The sequence below is a fragment of the Rhizobium sullae genome (genome assembly GCF_025200715.1).
GTDB lineage: Bacteria > Pseudomonadota > Alphaproteobacteria > Rhizobiales > Rhizobiaceae > Rhizobium > Rhizobium sullae.
The window spans coordinates 282,204-303,035 of sequence record NZ_CP104145.1; the positions used below are offsets into that span (position 1 = coordinate 282,204).

Below are 20,832 nucleotides of genomic sequence, written 5' to 3' on the forward strand. Positions count from 1 at the left end.
GTGACTACTATGCCGCAATCGGCCGAAAAAGTTCTCGATCACGCTCCTCTATTCCGCGAGCCGGAATACAGGCAAATGCTTGCCGAGAAAAAGCTGAATTTCGAATGCCCACACCCGGACCAGGTTGTTTCGGAGCAACGCGAGTTCACCAAGACCTGGGAATATCGCGAAAAAAACCTAGCCCGCGAAGCGCTTGTCGTGAACCCGGCCAAGGCCTGCCAGCCGCTCGGCGCAGTTTTCGCGGCCGCCGGATTTGAGCGGACGATGTCATTTGTCCATGGCAGTCAGGGCTGCGTTGCCTACTATCGATCACACCTGTCGCGCCATTTCAAGGAGCCGTCATCTGCGGTCTCATCTTCGATGACAGAAGATGCGGCTGTGTTTGGCGGCCTAAAGAATATGGTCGACGGTCTCGCCAATACTTATAAGCTCTACGACCCGAAGATGATCGCGGTCTCGACCACCTGTATGGCAGAGGTCATCGGCGATGACCTGCACGGGTTTATTGAAAATGCAAAAAATGAGGGCTCCGTCCCGCGCGATTTCGACGTGCCTTTCGCCCATACGCCAGCCTTCGTCGGCAGCCATGTCGATGGCTATGACAGCATGGTAAAAGGCGTGCTCGAGAATTTCTGGAAGGGCACGGCGCGCACGCAAGTCGCTGCTTGCATCAACATCATTCCGGGCTTCGACGGCTTCTGCGTTGGCAACAATCGCGAATTAAAGCGTCTGCTCGATATGATGCGGGTGACCTACGTGTTCATCCAGGACGCCGCCGACCAATTCGATACGCCTTCCGACGGTGAGTTCCGTATGTACGACGGAGGAACCAAGATCGAGGACGTGAAGGCGGCTCTGAACTCGGAGGCGACATTGTCGTTGCAGCACTACAATACGCGCAAGACGCTGGAATATTGCAACGAGGTCGGACAGGCGACAGCCTCCTTTCATTACCCGCTCGGCGTTACGGCGACCGACGAATTGCTGATGAAGATATCGGAGATTTCCAAAAGAGAAATTCCTGAGGCAATCCGACTGGAACGCGGAAGATTGATCGATGCAATGGCCGACAGCCAGTCCTGGTTACATGGCAAAAAGTACGCGATCTACGGCGATCCGGACTTCGTTTACGCCATGGCCCGGTTCATCATGGAGACCGGTGGCGAGCCAACACACTGCCTCGCCACAAACGGCACCTCAGCCTGGGAGACCGAGATGAAGGAGCTCTTCGCATCCTCGCCCTTCGGCAAGGATGCGCAGGTGTGGGCGGGCAAAGATCTTTGGGCAATGCGCTCACTACTTTTGACCGAGCCGGTGGATCTCTTGATTGGCAATTCCTATGGCAAGTATCTTGAGCGCGACACCGGCACGCCCCTGGTTCGGCTGATGTTTCCGATCTTTGACAGGCACCACCACCACCGCTTCCCCCTCATGGGCTATCAAGGTGGGCTACGTGTCCTAACGGCCATCCTCGACAAGATCTTTGACAAGCTCGATTGCGAGACGATGCAGCCGGGTGTGACAGATTATTCGTACGACCTCACTCGCTAAGAGCGGCGGCCGGCTTAGGCCGGCCATCTCCCAATCGAACCTGAAGGCCAACGCAATGTCCCCGCACACCCTCAAAATCCAAGATGCGTTCGACGAGCCTGCCTGCGAGAGAAATCGCAACAAGGACCCCAAGGCGCGCAAAAAGGGCTGCTCCAAGCCGTTGATCCCCGGAGCGACAGCCGGTGGTTGCTCCTTCGACGGGGCCAAGATCGTGCTGCAGCCGATCACTGACGTCGCGCATCTGATCCATGCGCCGCTCGCCTGCGAAGGCAATTCCTGGGATAATCGCGGCGCTGCGTCTTCTGGTCCCACGCTTTGGCGCACAAGCTTCACCACTGATCTTACCGAACTCGACATAGTGATGGGGCACAGCGAGCGGAAGCTCTTCAAAGCGATCCGCGAGATCAAAGAGGCGTATGCGCCGGCTGCAATCTTTGTCTATGCAACCTGCGTTACGGCGATGATCGGCGATGACATCGAGGCGGTTTGCAAGCGCGCGGCGGAAAAGTTCGCCATACCGGTGGTGCCGGTCAATGCGCCGGGGTTTGCGGGTTCTAAGAACCTCGGTAACAAACTTGCCGGCGAGGTGTTACTCGACCACGTCATAGGTACGGTAGAGCCGGATGACCCAGGCCATCACGACATCAATATCCTTGGCGAATTCAACCTCTCAGGCGAATTCTGGCTGGTGAAGCCGCTCTTGGACAGGCTTGACATCCGTGTCCGTGCCTGCATTCCGGGCGACGCGCGCTATCTGCAAGTTGCTTCCGCGCATCGCGCACGTGCAGCTATGATGGTGTGCTCAACCGCCCTGATCAACCTCGCTCGCAAGATGGAGGAGCGCTGGGACATTCCCTTCTTCGAGGGCTCCTTCTACGGCATCTCCGCCACCTCCGAAGCGCTCCGGCGGATCGCTGAATTGCTCGTAATGAAAGGCGCCGACACCGAGCTCCTTAATCGCACGGAAGCGCTTGTCGTGGAAGAAGAGGAAAGAGCGTGGAAGAGGCTGGAAGTCTATCGGCCCCGGCTCGAAGGCAAGCGCGTGCTTCTCAACACTGGAGGCGTGAAATCCTGGTCAGTCGTCCAATCGTTAATGGAAATCGGCATGGAGATCGTCGGCACATCGGTCAAGAAATCGACGGCCGATGATAAGGAGCGAATCAAGCAAATTCTAAAGGACGAGAACCACCTGTACGAGTCGGTTGCACCGCGCGAGCTTTACTCGATGTTGTCCGAGCAAAAGGCTGACATCATGTTGTCGGGCGGTCGCACGCAGTTTATCGCGCTGAAGGCGAAAATGCCTTGGCTCGACATCAATCAGGAGCGACATCACGCTTACGCCGGTTATGACGGCATGGTGCAGCTCGCACGCCAGATCGATCTCGCAATCCACAATCCGATCTGGGCGCAGGTGCGCGAACCGGCACCGTGGGAGCAGGCCATGACCACCGAGGAGAAGTTGGAAGACAGAACAGCAAGTGCATCAAATTTTGCCGGCGAAACCGCCGGTGATGACTGTTGAGGTAATCTTATGGCCCGCATCCTTCCCCAAACTAAATCGGCGGCGATTAATCCTCTGAAATCGTCTCAGCCGCTGGGCGCTGCCTTCGCCTTTCTTGGCATCAATGGTGCAATGCCTGTGTTCCACGGCAGCCAGGGGTGTACCAGCTTTGCGCTGGTGCTGCTCGGAAGACATTTTAAGGAATTGATCCCGCTGCAGACGACGGCGATGGATGAAATTGCAATTGTCGTCGGCTGCGCGGATCACCTCGAAGAGGCCATCCTTAATCTCAAGGCCCGCGCAAAGCCCCGGCTGATCGGGATTTGCACGACCGCACTGGTAGAGACCCGCGACGAGGATGTCGCTGGGGACCTAGCCACCATCAAACGCACGCGGGCGACAGAACTCACGGGTACGGAAGTGGTGCTCGCCAGGACGCCGGACTTCGACGGTGCGATAGAAGAGGGGTGGTCCAAAGCTGTTACCGCTATGATCGAGGGAATCACTCGGCCCCGGACGCAGTATCGCGATCCGAGGAAGATCGCGATACTGCCCGGCTGGAACATAACAGTTGCCGACATAGAGCATCTGCGCGAGACGGCCGAGGGCTTCGGGCTCAAACCGGTGATACTGCCCGATGTGTCCGGCGCGCTTGATGGCACCATCCCCGACCACTGGATCCCCACAACGTATGGCGGCACGAAAATAGAGGACATCCGCGACCTCGGTGCCGCGATGCAATGCATCGCCATCGGCGAGCAGATGCGGCGACCGGCTGAAGCGTTGCAGCGGCTAACCGGCGTACCATACGTGCTGTTCGAGTCGCTCACAGGCCTGAAGAACGCGGACCAGCTTATCCGGCTGCTTACAGCAATGTCGCGCGAACAAGCGCCTGCCAATGTCCGTCGCAGCCGCATGCAGTTGCAGGATGCCATGCTCGACGGACATTTCCATCTGGCTGGCAAGAAGATCGCAATCGCCTCCGAGCCGGATCAGCTCTACCAGTTTGCAGATTTTTTCACTGGCATGGGTGCGGAAATTACAGCCGCCATCACCACGACAGGGTCTTCAAAAATACTGCAAATAGTTCCAGCGGAGACAGTTCAGGTCGGCGATCTCAGTGACCTGGAACACCTCGCCCCGGGTGCCGATCTTCTCGTCACGCACTCGCACGGCAGGCAAGCTGCAAAGCGTCTCGACATTCCGCTAATGCGTATTGGCTTTCCGATCTTCGACCGCCTAGGCAGTCAGCACAAACTTACAATCCTGTATCAGGGGACGCGCGACATGATCTACGAGGTTGCCAACATTTTTCAGGCTAACCAACACACGCCGACTTCGGGCGCACCTAATCCAATCCGTAGCGGGGAATTGCAAAATGACCTCAACTCGTCGTCTCTCGCTCGTCAATGATGGGTTCCACGAACAGCGGCCAAAACGGCAAATCGGCGTACTGCGGGTAGCAATCGCCACTCAAGACATGAGAGGACTGAACGCGCATTTCGGGTCGGCTAAACGATTTGCCATCTACGACGTGACGCCCGACGCGTGGAGTCTCGTGGAAGCCGTAGTGTTCGATGACGTTTCCGATGAGAGCGGAACGCATCGAGCCGATGGTGATAACAACATCGCTCCAAAAGTGGAAACGCTAAGGGGTTGCCAGCTCCTATTTTGCCTGGCTATCGGCGGGCCTGCGGCAGCCAAGGTTATTGCGGCAAAGATCCATCCGATCAAGGTGCCGCAGCCTGAACCCATCGACAATGTGCTAGCCCGCATTCGGACGATGCTAAGGACGGCGCCCCCACCGTGGCTTCGCAAGGTGTTAGCCCAAGCGGGCGCCGCCGGAAAGAAAGCCAGCTTCGAAGACGAGGAGTGAATGATGACAACGCGATCCAATCCCGCGGTTATTCCAGCTGCCAGTGACGACAAGAGCCTTGAAAAGCCCTTTATCAAATGCCTCGTGCGGCTGATCCGCGCTGAAGATACATACGGACGGTGGAGAGGCAAGTGCGACGTCGAACTGCTGGACAACTTCACTGTTCCGGAGGACCAGCGCCGCGCAATCCCAATCATCGGCGATCCCGATCCGTATGTCCTGTGGAGGCTTAAAACCTTTTACACCGCCGTCGGCCTTGGTAAGGAGCGCTCAGACTTACTGGTGTCGCGGACGATGGAGATCAGCCAAGAGGGCTTCGGGCGGGTGTTACTTACGACCAAACGGTTGGTCCTGCTGTCAAAGACCCTGCGTGACGTTCATCGGTTCGGTTTCAATAACCTTCGCAAATGCGCCAAGACCGGTACGCAGTTAGTCAGCGATGCGGTCCAAGTCATCGAAGCTTATCCGGATCTCGCGCGGTCGTGATGGAAACGGTGTTGGAGAACGAGACCATGTCAGAACTTCAAGAATTGAAGAAAAGGGTGTGGAAGCTGGAGGTGCGCGCTTGGTATGCGAAGATGGAATTGCACGACCTCGCCGAAGAGTTTCCGGTCAACTGGACCGAAATTACGGCAGTTGCGGAGAAAACATTTCATGCCTTTGCTGAGTTGGACGCTGCAAAAAGAGAACTCGCTGCATCGCAGGATTCAAAATGACAAGCTCATGCGTGACCCGCGACGGGACCAAATGGATGCCGGAGTATTTAGCTTCCATCGATCGACTGATGTGCATCGGCTGCGGCCGCTGCTTCAAGGTCTGCTCACGGGAGGTCATGCATCCTCACGGTATCGACGATGCAGGTGAGATTCTCGGTGTCTGCAATGGCGAGGAAGACGACTTCGATGGCGAGCTCAATCGAGTGATCATGGTCGTCGATTTTCCCGGCCGCTGTATCGGATGTGGGGCCTGCGCCCGCGTCTGTCCAAAAAACTGCCAAACTCACATCGCGAGTGGCACGATTGCCGAATGAGCGAGGAGGAACCGGGAGAATGTAATGCGGCGATGTCACGTTGTTTGATCAAGTCGGAACAAGGCGCTTGTGTGAGACGTCAGGCGGTTGCGCCGGTCACGGCTTTCCACTGCGCCATTGCGCGGATCCGATGGATGTGGATGGCGAGGGCTGAGTTTTTCTGGTGCGGGGGGACGAAGAGATTTCGGAGTGCCGAAAAGATCGATATGAACCGTTGCAAGCCGCCGACGGATCGAAATCCCTGCATCATCCGCTCCCGTTTTCGAAGCGGCACGTGAGAATTCTCGGCCCGATTGTTCAGGCCCTTGTGCGATCGATGTTCGACGGCGGGCATCACCTCCCGTCTTGCAGCACCATATGAGCGCAATTTGTCGGTGACGATCCGCTTCGGCGTCAGGCCTTGCTTCTTCAGCAGCCTGACCAGCAATCGCCTGGCGGCTTGGGTATCGCGGCGGCCTTGAACGATCTCGTCGAGAACGTAACCGTCTTGGTCAACGGCACGCCAGAGCCAATGTTTGCGGCCGCCGATGGAAATCACCACCTCGTCCAGATGCCAGATATCCTTTCGCGAAGGCCTCTTTCTGCACAACTGCCTGGCATAAGCCGTTCCGAATTTGCGACCCCATCTTCGGATCGTCTCATGGGAGACGACGATACCGCGCTCCAGCAGCATCTCCTCGACCATCCTCAGGCTCAAAGGGAACCGAAAATACAGCCAGACCGCACGGGCGATGATCTGCGGTGGAAAGCGGTGGTTCTTGTAGCTTACGGCCGGACTGTTCATCCCAACCCATTACCGACAACCGTTAAGCCGCTGACAACGTGACATCACCCGTCGGATCGTTCTTCCTGCTCGGCTTGATTCTGGCGCTCCACATGCGCCGGCCGGCGCACGCCATCATGGCCGCCTTCGCCATCTGGCTTACCTTGGTTCTGATCGCGCCGCAGATCGGCGATACGCTCGATCCCGACAATCAGGTTGGTGCCGGCGTCTTTCGTACACTCGGCATCGCCAAGCCGCAGGAAAAACAGATCATGACGTCCTTTGCGACCTATGAAACGGTCCGTGACGGCATTGAACAGCTGTCGCCCGCCAAACATCTTGAGCGCTGGTGCTTCGCAGCCCTTGGCATCAAGGAAATCTACTACGGTCAACCACTCGTTACCGTCATGCGGGATCGCTGGAGCGACGCCGCTTGGCTGATCGGCCTGTCCGCAGCCCTTCTCGCCGCCCTGTTTATGCTTCCGTTCAACATCGCAAACCTCAAAAAGGACTGACCATGACCCACGTCAAACAGACGAATTTTCTCGTCTCGAGCTTCCTTCTCCTTGGTCTCACAGCCTTTGCTGCACCTGCGGTCTCGGCTCCCCTCGATAGCGACAATGACGGCATCCCCGATATTGCCGAGAAACTGCTGGGGACCGATCCCCTGATCGCGGATACGGACGGCGACGGTCAGAACGACAAGGCCGACGCCAGACCGACGGAGCTCGATAACCCGATTGTCCAGACCGGGACGCCGGCGACGATCCGCGTTCTCTCCGCCAAGGTAGAGGACAATTTCGATCCGGTCACGAAGAAGAACGTTTCTGATCATCTGGAACTCGCCATGTCGAACGACGGCAAGGCCGATCTCAAGGGATTGAAAATGTATCTGACGCTGACCGACGATACGAACGCCAAGACCGAAAGCATCTATCGCGACCTGTCCGGTTTCACGGTGGCTGCGGGAAAAACCACAGCGCTGCATTTCGATCTCAAAGGTGTCGCTGACTGGGCGGCCGCGCAGACGCATTATCGCGCCAATGAAAACTCCATGCTGTACACGACGCCTTCACCGAAGACACTCCAGTTGCAGATCGCGGCCAATGGTGAGGCGCCCGTCTCGATCACGTTCAAGAAGGATGCAGGTGGAGCGGAAGTCGCGGATTGATGAACGACCTGGATTGTTCCCTCTCTTGACCTTCAAGCGCATTGGCGGCCGCACTGGCCTCGTCGGTTCGGCTTTCGTTGGTGGCAAAGATGGTCACACGCCAGCCGCATGGATGATCGAACGCACTGGCCCGGAGGCAAAACCGTGAAAGTAGGTTTCCTGTACCGTGATTTTGGTCCATCGCTACTGCTAGCAGCAGAACGCTTCTTGGCAAATCTCTCCCAACACGCAGATGAAGCGACGGTGGTGTTAGCGGACGAGGAAAAAAGTTCTGGAGTTGTCCTGTTGCTTTCATCTTCGACCGGCTTATTCTCACGTCGCCAGCCTCGGTATGCGGCGCTCGACCAATCACAGGAATCGTTGGTTGTGAGCCACCGCAACCAACTTGCGTTAAAAAGCTATGTTTGGCTTATTCCGGCATGCGCATGCGTGCCGGTGAACTGATGCTACGAGGCCCTTCGACTGCCAACGCTTCCTACATAGATGTGCGGGTAGCGATGCGACCGAGGAGTGCTTGCAGGCTCTCGAAGGATGTTAGGTCTAACCCAACGATCCTGCCCCAGTTGCAGATAGCGAGTAGGTAGGCCTCGGCAACAGAGAACTTGCCGTCCATCTGGCCATCGAGCTGCCGTTCCAGCCAGCCGAGGCGACCAAGAAAACGCTCGAGAAGATAGCTTTCACTTCCTGCGGTCTTCGGGCATCGAACAGAGGGCCCGAAATTCTTGTGCACTCGCTGCTGACAAAGGCTAGCCTTTCGATCAGGCGATACCGTCCCATCGAACCCCAGGCCGGTACAAGTTCCTTTCCGGAACCTGATCGGCCACATACTGCATGATCATAGGCCATCGGTCAGAATCTGGCCATTGGCCCGCTCCACCAGCGGCACGTAGCCGCGGAGATTGAGGGCGTAGTAATCATCAGCGCCGGTGTGGGACGTATGCGTCCGTAGCAACGGTATGGGCGGTGAATGGCAGACCGGGCCTCGCAGACGCCCGGGCTGTAATAGAACTTCATGCAGAACTCCGAGAGAAGTCGAGGATCGAGAGGAGCCTGACCGGCAGGAGCATACGGCCTCCCGGCTGGGGTCGTTTATCCGCGCGGCGCGATGATCGGAGCCTTTTTCCCGCGCCCCCACAGAATGAACAGGCAGACGGGGAGAAGGATGGCGTTCAGCGGAAGGGCCGACAGCTCACCGCGTGACGAATGGAAAATGAAGGCCACAATCTGCAGCAGTACGCACCCCAAGGCGGCCAGAACCGTCAGCCGGGGCAGGATGCGGGTGAGGGCGGGCAGGAGAATGCCGGCACCGCCTACGATATCGATGAGGCCCATTAGGCGCAGGAACCGTGGCGGCACGTCTCCGGGCCAGACCCACATGGCCGCCAAGTGATCGATCGGCATGAAGAACTTCATGCAGCCGAATACGGTAAACGCGACAAAAATGAGCACTTGGGCGATCCAGAGCCCTATTTGCAAGGATTTTGCAGCAGTCGGTGCTGAATGAAGAGTCGAGCTGTGTGGCATCTGATGTCTCCAGAAGAGGTGGTGAACGAGCACATAAGATCCGTGCGCCGCCATCGTCGGATCGCTGAAAGAAGCCGCGTGCCCTCGGTCAGGCGGGCTTGCTGTTGATCTTACGAGGGGAAACGTCAAAAGAAATCGATATAATTTTGGCTGTCTTGTTCAAGAAAACTGATAGTGTTATTCTCGTCGTTGTCGGCGCTGTTTGTGCCACGCGCCGTGAAACCGTTCGATCTTCTGGAATTCCCATGGATGCGCTGACGCTTGATCAGTTCCTGATATTCGTCACTACGGTTGAGGAGGGGAGTTTTGCTGCGGCTGCGCGGCGAATGAACAGAGCGCAATCGGCGATCACCTACACCATCCAGAAACTCGAGGAGCAGAGCAGGCTTCCCCTCTTCGACCGCTCCGCCTATCGTCCAACGCTGACCGAGGCAGGAAAGGCGCTGCTGCCGCGCGCGAGACGCATCCTTGACGACGTGACGGACTGGCGGCGCCAGGCCCAGGGCATCTCAGAGGGGCTGGAGGCAGAACTTACTCTCGCTGTCGTCAGCTATGCGCCGCCGGACCTCTTAAGCCGCGTCCTGAGCGCCTTCAACGCGGAGTTTCCCTTTGTCGAAATCCGTCTTCTGACCGAAACCTTCGATGCCGCGGCGAAGGCTCTGCGTGATGGCACGGTCGATCTCGCTCTGCTTGCTGAACGTCAGCCGGAGGAATTCGAGCGCCGCGTGTGCGGCCGGATCGATCTGGTTCCCGTCACCGCCCCGACGCATGCGCTCGGCCGGATCGAGGGACCAATCAGCGCGGCACGACTGCGGGACCACACCCAATTGGTCATCAGCCCCGCTCCCCACTTGGACAGCGGTCGGGACTATGGTGTGCTTGCCACGAACAGATGGCGCGTCAATGACCTCCAGACCAAATACGACCTCATTCTTGCTGGTGTCGGCTGGGGTTCAATGCCCCGCTCGCGCGTGGAGAACGATCTTTCGACCGGGCGCCTCGTCGAACTGAAACCGGAAAGTTGGGAAGGGTCGGATTGGATGCCATCGTTCCCATTGGTCATTGCCTACAGGAAGGAAAAGGCGCTCGGTCCAGCCGGACAGTGGCTGGTGAAGCAATGTATCGCTCAATGGGAGTTGGCCAGCAAACCTTGAGCAGCGGAGACAGGCTGTTTGCGGTTGGGCGAGGATGTGTACTGGCCGGATCGCCAAGTCTGGAAATGCGGCGATCCGGTGAATGGTTGTCCTGCTCTAAGGCAGCGCTCTCATATATAGCGAATATCCCTTTTCCCCGCCGTCGGGCGCGCTCGGCTGCCTGCCAGCCGGCATTCAGGCGGTCTGCCGAAGAGATCGCGAGCAGACCGACATCACGCCGGTCTTCAGCCAGAAGAAGGTTGCCGCAATTGCTTCCGGAGCGACGGCGCCCTGATAGGCGATGACCACGCTGGCGTTTGGTCCAGGTCGGCGTAATCAGTACCTCCGCTGGCGCGCCGTCCGGCGTACTTCACAAAGCGAATGCCGAGAAGCAGGCGGATTTCATGCTTGGACGGATCAGCGAGGCTTTGAACGAAGTCTGGGCGATGATGTCGTGGAGACCCCGAGCGCGCCCCTGGCAAGCGCTTGTCCACGTTCTTTTCGGGAAAATTGCGCGATTGCCAATGCCATCTTCGCGTGGGAGGGGGGCCAGCGCCTGCTCAGGGCGCACGCGGGGATACGGGCGAGATATTCGGGGATCTAGTTGGAAGCATGGCAAGCAGATGACCTCTAATCTCGGACGCAAGCAGGGGCCGGTACCTTTCATCGGCACCTGTTCACCGGCTTGGAACAGGGGTTTCACCGCGGTAGCCGTAAAAGCGTCTACAACCTTCCGCCCGAACCAGCCGGCCTCGACATATTTCAGCAGCGGGCACGGCCGGTACTTGGTGTCGGCAAGCCTGCTATGCAGCACGTTCATGATGGGCGAAGCAGGGCTCGAGGCGGACGAAATCGTGCGCCACCTGCCGGTCCAGGTTCGCGCCGATTTTGGCGATCGCGACCTCAAGTCTTTCCGCATCGACGTCTGCCCGTCGCAGACCGCCCCGACCGTCTCAATCGTCATCTCTATTCTTCCCCGGCTTCTTTTGAAAATCCCCAGCTTCCAGCCCCCAGAACCGGCGCGGCTTTATCGAGCGCCAGGGGGCTGCGTGACAGAAGGATGGGCGTCCGCAAGCCAGGCAAGCCTGCGGGATCGATGCGCAGCTCCCGCGCCTGGATTTGTGGCTCGTTGATCGCTTCCGCAACTGTATTGATCGGGCCTGCCGGAACGCCGGCCTTCTCGAGCGCGGCAATTAGCTCCGCCTTCGGCCTCAGCCTGGTCTTGTCCGCAATTAGGGCGCTGAGCGCTTTCCGGTTCTCCACCCGGGCCGGATTGGTCGCATAGGCCGGATCTTCCGCAATGCCATTAAGACCGAGCATGCCGCACAGGGCCGCAAATTGCCGGTCGTTGCCGCAGGCGATGATCAGATGACCGTTAGTGGCGGGAAACACCTGGTAGGGCACGATATTGGGATGCGCATTGCCCATGCGGCGGGGCACCTTGCCGCCCGCAAGATAGTTCATTGCCTGGTTGGCAAGCACCGCAACGCCCACATCGAGCAGTGCCAGGTCGACGTGCTGGCCTAGGCCGGATCGCTCCCGCTCGGCAAGTGCCGCCTGAATGCCGATCACCCCGTAGAGGCCGGTAAAGACGTCGATCCAAGCAACGCCCACTTTCTGCGGTTCGCCGTCCGGTTCGCCGGTCAGGTCCATGATGCCGCACATGCCCTGGATCAGGAAATCGTAGCCCGGTTGTCGCGCCCGCGGACCCGCCTGGCCGAAACCGGTCACGGAGGCATAGACGATGCGGGGGTTGATTGCGGCGACGCTGGCGTAGTCGAGGCCGAATTTCTTCAACCCTGCGACCTTGAAGTTCTCGATCACGACATCCGCCTCCGCGATCAAGGATTTGACGCGGGCGAGATCCTCGGGTTTGCCGAAATCGCAGGTGACCGAAGTCTTGCCGCGGTTTGCCGCGTGGAAATAGGCTGCCACCTTTTCGGCGCCGCCCTTGCCGTCCGGCTGCTCAATGAAGGGAGGTCCCCAGGTGCGGGTGTCGTCGCCCTGTGGGCTCTCGATCTTGATGACTTCGGCGCCGAGGTCGGAGAGCGTCTGTCCGATCCAGGGCCCGGCCAGGATGCGGGCAAGCTCGACGACCTTCAGGCCGGCGAGGGGGGCACTGTTTGGAGCAGCCATCAGAAGAATGCCTGAATGCCGGTCTGTGCACGGCCGAGGATCAGCGCATGGACGTCATGCGTGCCCTCGTAAGTGTTGACCGTTTCCAGGTTCTGCGCGTGGCGCATGACGTGGTACTCGATCTGGATGCCATTGCCGCCATGCATATCGCGGGCCTGCCTCGCAATGTCGAGCGCCTTGCCGCAATTGTTGCGCTTGACGAGGGAAATCATCTCCGGTGCGAACCTGCCCTCATCCACCAGCCGCCCGACACGGAGTGAGGCCTGCAGGCCGAGCGTGATCTCCGTCTGCATGTCGGCGAGTTTCTTCTGGAAGAGCTGCGTGCCGGCGAGCGGCTTGCCGAACTGGATGCGATCGAGGCCGTATTGCCGGGAACGGAACCAGCAATCCTCCGCAGCGCCAAGCACGCCCCAGGAGATGCCGTAGCGGGCTCGATTGAGGCAGCCGAACGGCCCCTTGAGCCCCGAGACATTCGGCAACAGCGCGTCCTCGCCTACCTCGATGCCGTCGAGCACGATCTCGCCGGTGATCGAGGCTCTGAGCGACAGTTTGCCGCCGATCTTCGGCGCCGAGAGGCCCTTCATGCCTTTTTCGAGGATGAAGCCGCGGATCTCACCGCCATGCGCCTCCGACTTCGCCCAGACGACGAAGACGTCGGCTATCGGCGCGTTGGAGATCCACATCTTTGAGCCCCGCAGGCGATAGCCGCCCTCGATCTTCTCGGCGCGCGTCTTCATAGAACCCGGATCGGATCCGGCATCCGGCTCGGTGAGCCCGAAGCAGCCGATCAGTTCGCCGGAGACGAGACCGGGCAGGTATTTGTCGCGCTGTTCTTCGGAGCCATAGGCGTAGATGGGGTAGATCACCAGCGACGACTGCACGCTCATCATAGAGCGGTAGCCCGAATCGACGCGCTCCACCTCGCGCGCCACGAGACCATAGGATACGTAATTGGCGCCAGCCGCGCCATAATTTTCCGGCAGCGTCACGCCGAGAAGACCCGCCTGGCCCATCAGCCGGAAGATGCCCGGATCGGTCTTTTCCTCAAGATAGGCATCCTGAACGAGCGGCATGAGTTCGGCCTCGGCAAAGGCCTTGGCCGCATCGCGGATCATCCGCTCCTCCTCGGCGAGCTGATCCTCGAGCAGGAAGGGATCGTCCCAAGCGAATGCGCTCGTTTGGTATGAAGGCGTGGCTCTGGTGAAATCTGCGGTCACGGATTTTTCCTCGAATGAAGTGCGATGATGCCGAGGCGGCTTCCGATACTGTCACGGCGACCGCTCTATCCAGCCTTACATGTCTACACGGCAACGGAGCCTGACGGCGCCGACAGTGCTGCTTCAATTGAAGCCTCGAGGATGTCCAAGCCTTCCGAGAGGACGTCCCATTCAATCGTAAGGGGCGGCAACAAACGGACTACGTTGAGGCGCGTTCCGCATGAGAGAAGTATGAGGCCGCGCGCTTCAGCTTCCGCGACGATGCCGTTCGTGATTGCAGGCGCCGCCGTCTTAGTCTGGCGATCCTCGACAAGTTCGAAGGCGATCATCGCCCCAAGCCCACGTACGTCCCCAATTCGCTCCATGCCCTGCCGCGATGCGAGAGACGTCAAGCGGTCGGTGATGCAACGGCCGATTTCGGCCGCGCGTTGGCAGAGTCTCTCGTCCTCTATGACATCAAGTACCGCATTGGCCGCCGCGACACTCAGCGGATTTCCCGCATAGGTACCGCCGAGCCCACCCGGGTGGGCGGCGTTCATGATCTCAACCCTGCCGGTGACGGCCGACAGCGGAAAGCCGCCTGCGAGGCCCTTCGCCATGGTTACGAGATCCGGCTTCACGCCGGCATGTTCGAAACCGAACATTTTCCCCGTTCTCGCCATGCCAGCCTGAACCTCGTCGGCAATCAGCACGATGCCATAGTTGTCAGCTAGCTCGCGCAGCCGGACCAGGAATTCCTTAGGCGCGACATTGAAACCGCCTTCGCCCTGAACCGGCTCCAGGATGAAGGCTGCGATGCGCTCGGGGTCGATATCGGCAGCGAACAGCCGTTCGAGTCCGGCAATCGCCTCTTCCGTGGAAATACCGAGGAATTGGTTCGGGAACGGCGCATGGTAGACATCGGCCGGGAAGGGGCCGAAGTTCTTCTTGTAGGGCATGACCTTGCCGGTCAGCGCCATGCCAAGCATGGTGCGACCGTGGAAAGCGCCTGAGAACGCGACAATGCCGGGGCGCTTCGTATAGGCGCGGGCGATCTTGATGGCGTTTTCGACCGCTTCGGCCCCGGTGGTCACCAACATAGTGCGGTTTTCCGTGCCGGTTGGCGCAATCCCATTCAGCCGCTCCGCGAGTTTAACATATCCCTCATAAGGGGCCACGTGAAAGCAGGTATGTGTAAATTGTTCCGCTTGAGCGGCGACCGCCCGCATGACTTTCGGATGGCGATGGCCCGTATTGTTGACGGCTATACCGGCGGCGAAATCGATAAACCGCTTACCGTCCACGTCCCAAAGTTCGGCATTCTGGGCCCTTTGCGCGAAGATGCTACGTGTTCCAACGCCGCCGGCGACGGCGGCCTTCTGACGGGAGTGCAAGTCTGCTGAGGCAGTCATTTTGGATTTTCCGGGATTCGTTGATCGGAGTGTGCGCGGGCTCAGCCGCGTGTTCATTTTTCCTGGGCAGAAGCCACTGCCCAGGCAATGTCGCTGTGGCGATCAGCCGAGGTGCACCCATACCGATTTGGTTTGGGTGTATTGGGTAAGCGCCTCGAGGCACTTGTCGCGGCCATTGCCCGTCTGCTTGTAGCCACCCCAGATCGACGTCATGTCGCCGTGATCGAAGCAGTTTACCCACACCACGCCGGCTTCTACGTCGCGCGCAAAGCGATGCGCCTTCCCGACGTCGCGGGTCCAGATCGAGGCCGCGAGGCCGTAGACGGTGTCATTGGCGATTTCCACGGCGTCCTCGATGCCGTCCACGGGAATAATCGTGGCGACCGGCCCAAAGATCTCTTCACGTGCGATCTGCATGGAGTTGTTGACGCCCGTGAAAAGAGTCGGTTCGACAAAGGCCCCCATCGGCGAGGACGCAAGCGTGCCGCCGCCGAATTTCAGGGCAGCGCCCTCATTACGGCCGACGTCGATGTATTGCAGCACCCTTTGTTGATGCGACGCGGTAACGAGCGGCCCGATCGTCGTCGAAGGATCAAGCGGGTCGCCGAGCACGAAATTCTCCCTGGTGCGGGCGGAGAAGCGCTCCACGAAGTCGTCGTGGATGCTCTTGTCCACCAGAATTCGCGAACCGGCGTTGCAGACCTCGCCCTGGTTTCCATAGATACCGTTGACGGCATAGGTGACCGCGGTGTCCAGATCATCATAGTCGCCGAGCACGATCTGCGGCGTCTTTCCTCCGCATTCGGTGGAGACCCGCTTCATGTTCGACTGGCCGGCATAGACCATCAGGAGCTTGCCCACCTCGGTCGACCCGGTAAAGCCGATCTTGTCGACGTCATTGTGCAGGCCGAGAGCCTTTCCGGCCTCTTCTCCCAGCCCGTGGATGACGTTGAAGACGCCGGCCGGGCCGCCGGCTTCGATAAACAGTTCGGCCAGCAGGTTTGCCGAAAGCGGAGATTGCTCCGCCGGCTTGAGGACGACGGAGTTGCCTGTCGCAAGGGCAGGACCGAGCTTCCAGGCCGCCATCATCAAGGGATAATTCCACGGTACGATGAGGCCGACGACGCCCAGTGGCTGGCGAAGGATGTAATGGAGGGCGCTGGCCGACGTGTTGGTCACCGCTCCCTCAATCTTGTCGATCGTTTCGGAGAAGAACTTCAGGGACGTAACCGAACCCGGGATGTCGATGTTCATCATGTCCATGACGGGCTTGCCCATGTCGAGGCTGTCGAGCAGGGCAAATTCTTCCCCATTCGCCTCAACAAGTGTCGAGAAGCGCTCTAGGACTGCCATGCGGTCACGCGGATCCATGCGCGACCAGGAGCCGGACTTGAAAGCCTTGCGAGCGACGCTTACGGCGCGATCGATCTCCGCCTGACCACCGCGGCTGACTTCCGCAAGGACTTCGCCCGTTGCTGGATTGATCGTGTTGAATGTCCGTCCATCGGCGGAAGGAACATATGCGCCGTCGATGAAATGTAGCGTCCTGAATTTCAGGGACTTGGCTTTGCCATGCCAGAAATCCCGCGTGTAGGTTGAGGCGTCCATGACTGTACTCCTGTTGTTACTTTGACTTGGTTTGGTCTCTGAGCATCGTGACGGAGAGCACGACGAGCACGAAGGAGGCGGCAACGATGATGCTGCCGACGGCATTGATTTCGGGCGTGATGCCTCGCCTGAGGGTCGAGTAGATGTAGATCGGAAGGGTCACGTCGCGGCCGGTGAGGAAATAGGTGACCGGGATTTCATCGAAGGACAGCGTGAAACACAGCAGCGCCGATCCGATGATCGAAGTGCGAATGTTGGGAAGAATCACCCGGTAGAACGTTTCGAAGGGCGTCGCTCCGAGATCCGCCGAAGCTTCGAGGAGACGCAGATTGAGCTTGGCGAGGCGGGCCATCACCTGCGAGACAACGACGCCAAGCAGCGCTGTCGCGTGACCGATGACCACGGCGGTGAGGCTTTGGGGGATGCCGATCTGCTTGTAGAAGTTCAGCATCGCAATCCCGGTCACGATGCCCGGTAGGCTGAGCGGCAGCAGGATAGCGTTGCGGAAAATGTCCTTACCCGGGAAGCTGTAACGATCGAGCGCCAGAGCCGCCGTGACGCCGATCACCACGCTGAGGAGTGTTGCGAAGCTCGCCACGATCAAGCTGTTGCCAAGCGCCGTCAGCATCTGGTTGTTCGCCAGGAACTGTTGGTACCAGCGTAGCGTAAAGCCCGAGAGCGGAAAGGACGTCACCGGGCTGTCATTGAATGAAAACAGCACGAGGATGACAATCGGCACGTAAAGAAAAATCAGCACCAGTAAACTGAATCCGACCAGGCCGCGCTGCCACCATTGAAGAGAAGCCATCATCTCGTCCTCCTAGTTCATATCTATGTGATCTCGCCGGTCGAACCGGCTTGAGACGGTGAGAACGGCGAGTACGAGGATCAGCACGAGCGTTGCGAGCGCCGAACCGAGCGGCCAGTTGAGCGCTGCGCCGAACTGGCTCTGAAGGAGGTTGGCAACCATGGTGCCGTCAGGGCCGCCAACGAGCACAGGAGCTACGAAATCTCCAAAGGCGAGGCAGAAGGTCAGTGTCGCACCAGCTATGAGACCGCCCAGGGACAACGGAAAGATCACCCTCCAAAACGTGATGAAGGGGCCGACGCCCAGGTCTTCCGAAGCCTCGATCAGTGCCTTTGGAATGTTGTCGAGCACGGTGAAGAGGGGCATCACCATGAATGGGACGAAGATGTAGACCAGAGTAATCACCATGGACGCCTGATTGTAGAGGAACAGCGTCAGTGGCTCGTCGATGAGTCCGAAGGAGAGGAGCAGGGAATTGAGCGCTCCGTTCGTTCCCAGGATGATCTTCCAGGTGTAAGCCCGCAGGAGATATGAGACCCAGAGTGGGACGATGACGGACATGTAGAGAAGGTTTCGCCACTTTTGGGACTTGACCGTGAAGACCAGAAAATAGGCGAGCGGGTAACCGAGCAGGATCGCTCCAAGGGTGACGAGCAGGGCGATCTTGAGGGTGCGCAGGATGACGGTGATGTATTGGGGGTCGCTGAACAGTTGGACGAAGTTGCCCCGCTGAAAATCAGGGACAAAGAGAGGGAATTGGCGGGTCCAGAAACCGACGGCGATCATGACCGCGTAGGGAAAGATCATGAAAATCAGCGCCCAGCCCAGCGGAATTGAAAAAAGGGCTGCGAAGGCTGCGAGATTGCGGCGGCCGACGGTCATGTGCGTAGCTCCGGTGCAAATAACATCACATCGGCCGGGTCTACATACAGGCCGATGGCCCCCCCAGGCTCGAGATGACGCCCTGTTCCGGCAGTCCGTGGGACATCCGCAAAGATTCGCCCGGCGTTGCCCGCCAAAGCGAGTTCCAGACGCACGCGGTCTCCATGGAACAGCGTCTCGATAATTCGAGCCTCCATGGTGTTGGCTCCATCGAAGGCGTCCAGTCTTATCCTCTCGGGTCGGATACCGGCGGTGACGGCGCGAAGAGGCTCGCCGGCGGACGGAACCCTGCCGATACGCCTCAGAAGGGTTCCGTCATCCAGCCGAAGGAGATCGAATACTCCATCTCGACCCTCGTATCTTGCCGACACCAGGTTGGAAGCGCCGATGAAGTCGGCCACGTAAGGAGTGGCCGGATCGTCGTAGAGTTCGGTGGGCGCTCCGACCTGGACGATCTTTCCCTCTTTCATGACGACGATGCGATCGGAGAGCGCAAGTGCCTCGGCCTGATCGTGGGTCACCATCAGGAAGGTGATGCCGAGTTCCCGGTGGAGCCGCTTGAGTTCGACCTGCATGCCTTCGCGGAGCTTCACGTCGAGCGCCGACAGGGGCTCGTCAAGCAGCAGCACGCGCGGTCGACGCACGATCGCCCGGGCCATGGCGACGCGTTGGCGCTGTCCCCCGGAAAGTGCCGCCGGCACCCGGTTGCCCATCGTCTCCAGGCCGACCATCGCGAGGGTCTCCTCCACGCGTCGCTTCCGCTCCCCGGGTGCGACGGCGCTGCCCTTGACGGACAGGCCGTAGGCAATGTTTTCCGCAACCGTCATATGGGGGAAAAGGGCGTAATCCTGAAAGACGGTGTTGACCGGACGCCGGTAGGGAGGAGCGTTCGTGACATCCTGCCCAGCAATGGACACGGTTCCCGAATTCGCATACTCGAAACCGCCAATGAGCCTCAGCGTGGTGGTTTTTCCGCATCCGGACGGTCCGAGGAGGGTAACGAATTCGCCTTCACCCACCTCGAGTTTCGTTTCGTGTAGGGCCGTGAAATGGCCATAGGTCTTTGTCACGCCGTTCAGCGTCACGATAGCACGCGAGCTCATGCGTTCTCCAAAATATCAGATGTAAGAGGAAAGGGAGGATGCGCGTAGCACCCTCCGACCCAACGGTCGCTTAGAGGCCCGCCTTAACCGCGTTCCAGACCTCGAGGTACTTGTCGAGGCGCTTCGGCTGCTCCCACATCACGAGGCTTTTGACGAACTCGACGTTATTGACCTGACGTTCCTTCTTCAGGTCCTCATTCATGCAACCCTGGACGGCCTTCGGGTTCACCGGAAAATAACCGGTCTCCCCAGCAATGCCGCACTGCCCGTCTGCTGACTGCATGAATGACATGAACTTGTATGTGCATTCGGTATTCGGAGAGCCCTTGGCGATCATCATCGAATCCATCCAGCCCTCGGCTTTCTCCTTTGGTGTGAATTCGATGACGTTGAAGCCCTTATTCAAGGCGTTGACGTCTTTGCTCGTCAGGCCGGTCCAGGCGTTGGACACATACACTTCCTCGTTGGCCATGAGTTCGGTCAGCTCTCCAGCAGATGCCCAGTATTTCCGAACCAACGGCTTTTGTTCGAGCAGTTTTGCCTTCACAGCATCCAACTGCTCGTCCGTGAGATCAAAAACATTGTCGTAGCCAAGGTATCGTGCTGTCCAGTAGATCGCCGACTTGTCGTCCCATAGGGAGACCTTTCCCTTGTTCGCGGGATCGAATAGGACGCCGATCGAATCGGGCGTCGAAGACAGCTTATCCGGCCGATAGATAAGGGAGACAGAGCCCCAAATCAGCGGCACCGCCCAGGTTTCGCCGTCGACTACCACCGCGCTCACCTTGGAGAATTCAGGGTAGATGCCGTCGAAGCCTTCGACCTTCGTGGTGTCGATCGGGTCTACGAAGCCGGCTTCGTGCAACATTGGAACGGTGTCAAGCGAGGGCGTGATAATGTCATAGACTCCACCACCCGCAGCCAATTTGGCGGCAAAATCGTCATTCGAGCCGACATAGGACGCCGTGACCTTGCAGCCGGATGCGGCTTCAAACTTGGTGATAAAGCTATCTGCGGCATAACCTTCCCATGTGAGCAGGTTGAGCTCGCCTGCGCTGGCCGAGGCCATGTGCGGCAGCGCGGAAATCGTTGCCAATGCGCCGATTGCCAGTTTTTTGATTAGGCTCATGATATTGTT

The 20,832-nt window shown here is 58.9% G+C and carries 20 protein-coding genes and 3 pseudogenes; 11 read left to right on the forward strand and 12 right to left on the reverse strand.

The window, feature by feature from the left end; genetic code table 11:
- The first annotated feature begins 9 nt into the window (after positions 1 to 9).
- The 7 genes from nifK to fdxB are packed head-to-tail and all read left to right on the forward strand — an operon-like array spanning position 10 to position 5,958.
- Positions 10 to 1,551: a nitrogenase molybdenum-iron protein subunit beta gene (nifK, locus tag N2599_RS35425; protein WP_027513824.1), complete on the forward strand. Its 1,542-nt coding sequence runs from the start codon at positions 10 to 12 to the stop codon at positions 1,549 to 1,551.
- Between the two features lie 55 nt (positions 1,552 to 1,606).
- The gene (nifE, locus tag N2599_RS35430) at positions 1,607 to 3,073 is read left to right on the forward strand and encodes a nitrogenase iron-molybdenum cofactor biosynthesis protein NifE (protein WP_027513825.1); all 1,467 of its coding nucleotides are present in this window, start codon (positions 1,607 to 1,609) and stop codon (positions 3,071 to 3,073) included.
- Positions 3,074 to 3,082: 9 nt separating this feature from the next.
- Positions 3,083 to 4,465: a nitrogenase iron-molybdenum cofactor biosynthesis protein NifN gene (nifN, locus tag N2599_RS35435; RefSeq protein WP_027513826.1), complete on the forward strand. Its 1,383-nt coding sequence runs from the start codon at positions 3,083 to 3,085 to the stop codon at positions 4,463 to 4,465.
- Positions 4,431 to 4,928, forward strand: coding sequence for a nitrogen fixation protein NifX (gene nifX / locus N2599_RS35440; protein ID WP_027513827.1), 498 nt, complete (start codon positions 4,431 to 4,433; stop codon positions 4,926 to 4,928). The genes nifN and nifX overlap by 35 nt, the downstream gene beginning before the upstream one ends.
- Positions 4,929 to 5,414, forward strand: coding sequence for a NifX-associated nitrogen fixation protein (locus tag N2599_RS35445; protein ID WP_087005979.1), 486 nt, complete (start codon positions 4,929 to 4,931; stop codon positions 5,412 to 5,414).
- A 26-nt stretch (positions 5,415 to 5,440) separates the two neighbouring features.
- Positions 5,441 to 5,644, forward strand: a complete 204-nt coding sequence (locus N2599_RS35450; protein ID WP_027513829.1) for a CCE_0567 family metalloprotein — start codon at positions 5,441 to 5,443, stop codon at positions 5,642 to 5,644.
- On the forward strand, positions 5,641 to 5,958 hold the full coding sequence (gene fdxB, locus N2599_RS35455) for a ferredoxin III, nif-specific (RefSeq protein WP_027513830.1): 318 nt from the start codon (positions 5,641 to 5,643) through the stop codon (positions 5,956 to 5,958). Before N2599_RS35450 ends, fdxB begins: the two co-directional genes overlap by 4 nt.
- A gap of 79 nt (positions 5,959 to 6,037) precedes the next feature.
- On the opposite strand, the pseudogene N2599_RS35460 reads toward fdxB, so the two are convergent.
- Positions 6,038 to 6,787, reverse strand: a pseudogene (locus N2599_RS35460) (IS6 family transposase).
- On the opposite strand from N2599_RS35460, the gene N2599_RS35465 reads away from it, so the two are divergent.
- The 3 genes from N2599_RS35465 (at position 6,781) to N2599_RS35475 (ending at position 8,336) form a co-directional block, all read left to right on the forward strand.
- Positions 6,781 to 7,236, forward strand: a complete 456-nt coding sequence (locus tag N2599_RS35465) for a hypothetical protein (RefSeq protein ID WP_027511318.1) — start codon at positions 6,781 to 6,783, stop codon at positions 7,234 to 7,236. The pseudogene N2599_RS35460 and the gene N2599_RS35465 sit on opposite strands and share 7 nt — an antisense overlap.
- A gap of 2 nt (positions 7,237 to 7,238) precedes the next feature.
- Complete coding sequence (locus N2599_RS35470) at positions 7,239 to 7,892, forward strand: hypothetical protein (protein ID WP_051336670.1); 654 nt, start codon at positions 7,239 to 7,241, stop codon at positions 7,890 to 7,892.
- A gap of 144 nt (positions 7,893 to 8,036) precedes the next feature.
- Entirely contained in the window at positions 8,037 to 8,336 is a 300-nt protein-coding gene (locus N2599_RS35475; RefSeq protein WP_132568514.1) for a hypothetical protein, read from the forward strand.
- Between the two features lie 645 nt (positions 8,337 to 8,981).
- Here N2599_RS35475 and N2599_RS35480 read toward each other — a convergent pair.
- On the reverse strand, positions 8,982 to 9,416 hold the full coding sequence (locus N2599_RS35480) for a DoxX family protein (protein ID WP_027511317.1): 435 nt from the start codon (positions 9,414 to 9,416) through the stop codon (positions 8,982 to 8,984).
- A 245-nt stretch (positions 9,417 to 9,661) separates the two neighbouring features.
- On the opposite strand from N2599_RS35480, the gene N2599_RS35485 reads away from it, so the two are divergent.
- On the forward strand, positions 9,662 to 10,570 hold the full coding sequence (locus N2599_RS35485) for a LysR family transcriptional regulator (RefSeq protein WP_027511316.1): 909 nt from the start codon (positions 9,662 to 9,664) through the stop codon (positions 10,568 to 10,570).
- A 127-nt stretch (positions 10,571 to 10,697) separates the two neighbouring features.
- Here N2599_RS35485 and N2599_RS35490 read toward each other — a convergent pair.
- From N2599_RS35490 to N2599_RS35535, 10 genes and pseudogenes are all read right to left on the reverse strand, one after another.
- Positions 10,698 to 10,885: pseudogene (locus N2599_RS35490) on the reverse strand (hypothetical protein); the annotation flags it as partial.
- Between the two features lie 341 nt (positions 10,886 to 11,226).
- Positions 11,227 to 11,439: pseudogene (locus N2599_RS35495) on the reverse strand (3-hydroxyacyl-CoA dehydrogenase family protein); the annotation flags it as partial.
- 76 nt (positions 11,440 to 11,515) lie between these two features.
- Entirely contained in the window at positions 11,516 to 12,685 is a 1,170-nt protein-coding gene (locus N2599_RS35500; protein WP_027511314.1) for a CaiB/BaiF CoA transferase family protein, read from the reverse strand.
- Positions 12,685 to 13,800 (reverse strand): acyl-CoA dehydrogenase, encoded by a 1,116-nt coding sequence (locus tag N2599_RS35505; RefSeq protein ID WP_244564609.1) that lies wholly within the window; start codon positions 13,798 to 13,800, stop codon positions 12,685 to 12,687. Before N2599_RS35505 ends, N2599_RS35500 begins: the two co-directional genes overlap by 1 nt.
- 185 nt (positions 13,801 to 13,985) lie before the next feature.
- Positions 13,986 to 15,293, reverse strand: coding sequence for a 4-aminobutyrate--2-oxoglutarate transaminase (gene gabT / locus N2599_RS35510; RefSeq protein ID WP_027511312.1), 1,308 nt, complete (start codon positions 15,291 to 15,293; stop codon positions 13,986 to 13,988).
- A gap of 102 nt (positions 15,294 to 15,395) precedes the next feature.
- Complete coding sequence (locus tag N2599_RS35515; RefSeq protein WP_027511311.1) at positions 15,396 to 16,901, reverse strand: aldehyde dehydrogenase; 1,506 nt, start codon at positions 16,899 to 16,901, stop codon at positions 15,396 to 15,398.
- Between the two features lie 16 nt (positions 16,902 to 16,917).
- Positions 16,918 to 17,712 (reverse strand): ABC transporter permease, encoded by a 795-nt coding sequence (locus tag N2599_RS35520; protein WP_244564607.1) that lies wholly within the window; start codon positions 17,710 to 17,712, stop codon positions 16,918 to 16,920.
- Positions 17,713 to 17,721: 9 nt separating this feature from the next.
- Positions 17,722 to 18,591 (reverse strand): ABC transporter permease, encoded by an 870-nt coding sequence (locus N2599_RS35525; RefSeq protein WP_037142533.1) that lies wholly within the window; start codon positions 18,589 to 18,591, stop codon positions 17,722 to 17,724.
- The gene (locus N2599_RS35530) at positions 18,588 to 19,694 is read right to left on the reverse strand and encodes an ABC transporter ATP-binding protein (protein WP_027511308.1); all 1,107 of its coding nucleotides are present in this window, start codon (positions 19,692 to 19,694) and stop codon (positions 18,588 to 18,590) included. The genes N2599_RS35525 and N2599_RS35530 overlap by 4 nt, the downstream gene beginning before the upstream one ends.
- Before the next feature lie 70 nt (positions 19,695 to 19,764).
- On the reverse strand, positions 19,765 to 20,823 hold the full coding sequence (locus tag N2599_RS35535; protein WP_244564606.1) for an ABC transporter substrate-binding protein: 1,059 nt from the start codon (positions 20,821 to 20,823) through the stop codon (positions 19,765 to 19,767).
- Between the last annotated feature and the right edge of the window lie 9 nt (positions 20,824 to 20,832).

Excerpts from the sequence above, each read along its gene's own strand:
- N2599_RS35525 (WP_037142533.1), bottom strand. The coding sequence starts at position 18,591 with ATGACCGTCGGCCGCCGCAATCTCGCAGCCTTCGCAGCCCTTTTTTCA.
- nifE (WP_027513825.1), top strand. The coding sequence starts at position 1,607 with ATGTCCCCGCACACCCTCAAAATCCAAGATGCGTTCGACGAGCCTGCC.
- N2599_RS35500 (WP_027511314.1), bottom strand. The coding sequence starts at position 12,685 with ATGGCTGCTCCAAACAGTGCCCCCCTCGCCGGCCTGAAGGTCGTCGAG.
- N2599_RS35445 (WP_087005979.1), top strand. The coding sequence starts at position 4,929 with ATGATGACAACGCGATCCAATCCCGCGGTTATTCCAGCTGCCAGTGAC.
- N2599_RS35480 (WP_027511317.1), bottom strand. The coding sequence starts at position 9,416 with ATGCCACACAGCTCGACTCTTCATTCAGCACCGACTGCTGCAAAATCC.
- N2599_RS35470 (WP_051336670.1), top strand. The coding sequence starts at position 7,239 with ATGACCCACGTCAAACAGACGAATTTTCTCGTCTCGAGCTTCCTTCTC.
- N2599_RS35515 (WP_027511311.1), bottom strand. The coding sequence starts at position 16,901 with ATGGACGCCTCAACCTACACGCGGGATTTCTGGCATGGCAAAGCCAAG.
- nifX (WP_027513827.1), top strand. The coding sequence starts at position 4,431 with ATGACCTCAACTCGTCGTCTCTCGCTCGTCAATGATGGGTTCCACGAA.
- nifN (WP_027513826.1), top strand. The coding sequence starts at position 3,083 with ATGGCCCGCATCCTTCCCCAAACTAAATCGGCGGCGATTAATCCTCTG.
- gabT (WP_027511312.1), bottom strand. The coding sequence starts at position 15,293 with ATGACTGCCTCAGCAGACTTGCACTCCCGTCAGAAGGCCGCCGTCGCC.
- N2599_RS35530 (WP_027511308.1), bottom strand. The coding sequence starts at position 19,694 with ATGAGCTCGCGTGCTATCGTGACGCTGAACGGCGTGACAAAGACCTAT.
- N2599_RS35505 (WP_244564609.1), bottom strand. The coding sequence starts at position 13,800 with ATGATCCGCGATGCGGCCAAGGCCTTTGCCGAGGCCGAACTCATGCCG.
- fdxB (WP_027513830.1), top strand. The coding sequence starts at position 5,641 with ATGACAAGCTCATGCGTGACCCGCGACGGGACCAAATGGATGCCGGAG.
- N2599_RS35535 (WP_244564606.1), bottom strand. The coding sequence starts at position 20,823 with ATGAGCCTAATCAAAAAACTGGCAATCGGCGCATTGGCAACGATTTCC.
- N2599_RS35450 (WP_027513829.1), top strand. The coding sequence starts at position 5,441 with ATGTCAGAACTTCAAGAATTGAAGAAAAGGGTGTGGAAGCTGGAGGTG.
- N2599_RS35520 (WP_244564607.1), bottom strand. The coding sequence starts at position 17,712 with ATGATGGCTTCTCTTCAATGGTGGCAGCGCGGCCTGGTCGGATTCAGT.
- N2599_RS35485 (WP_027511316.1), top strand. The coding sequence starts at position 9,662 with ATGGATGCGCTGACGCTTGATCAGTTCCTGATATTCGTCACTACGGTT.
- nifK (WP_027513824.1), top strand. The coding sequence starts at position 10 with ATGCCGCAATCGGCCGAAAAAGTTCTCGATCACGCTCCTCTATTCCGC.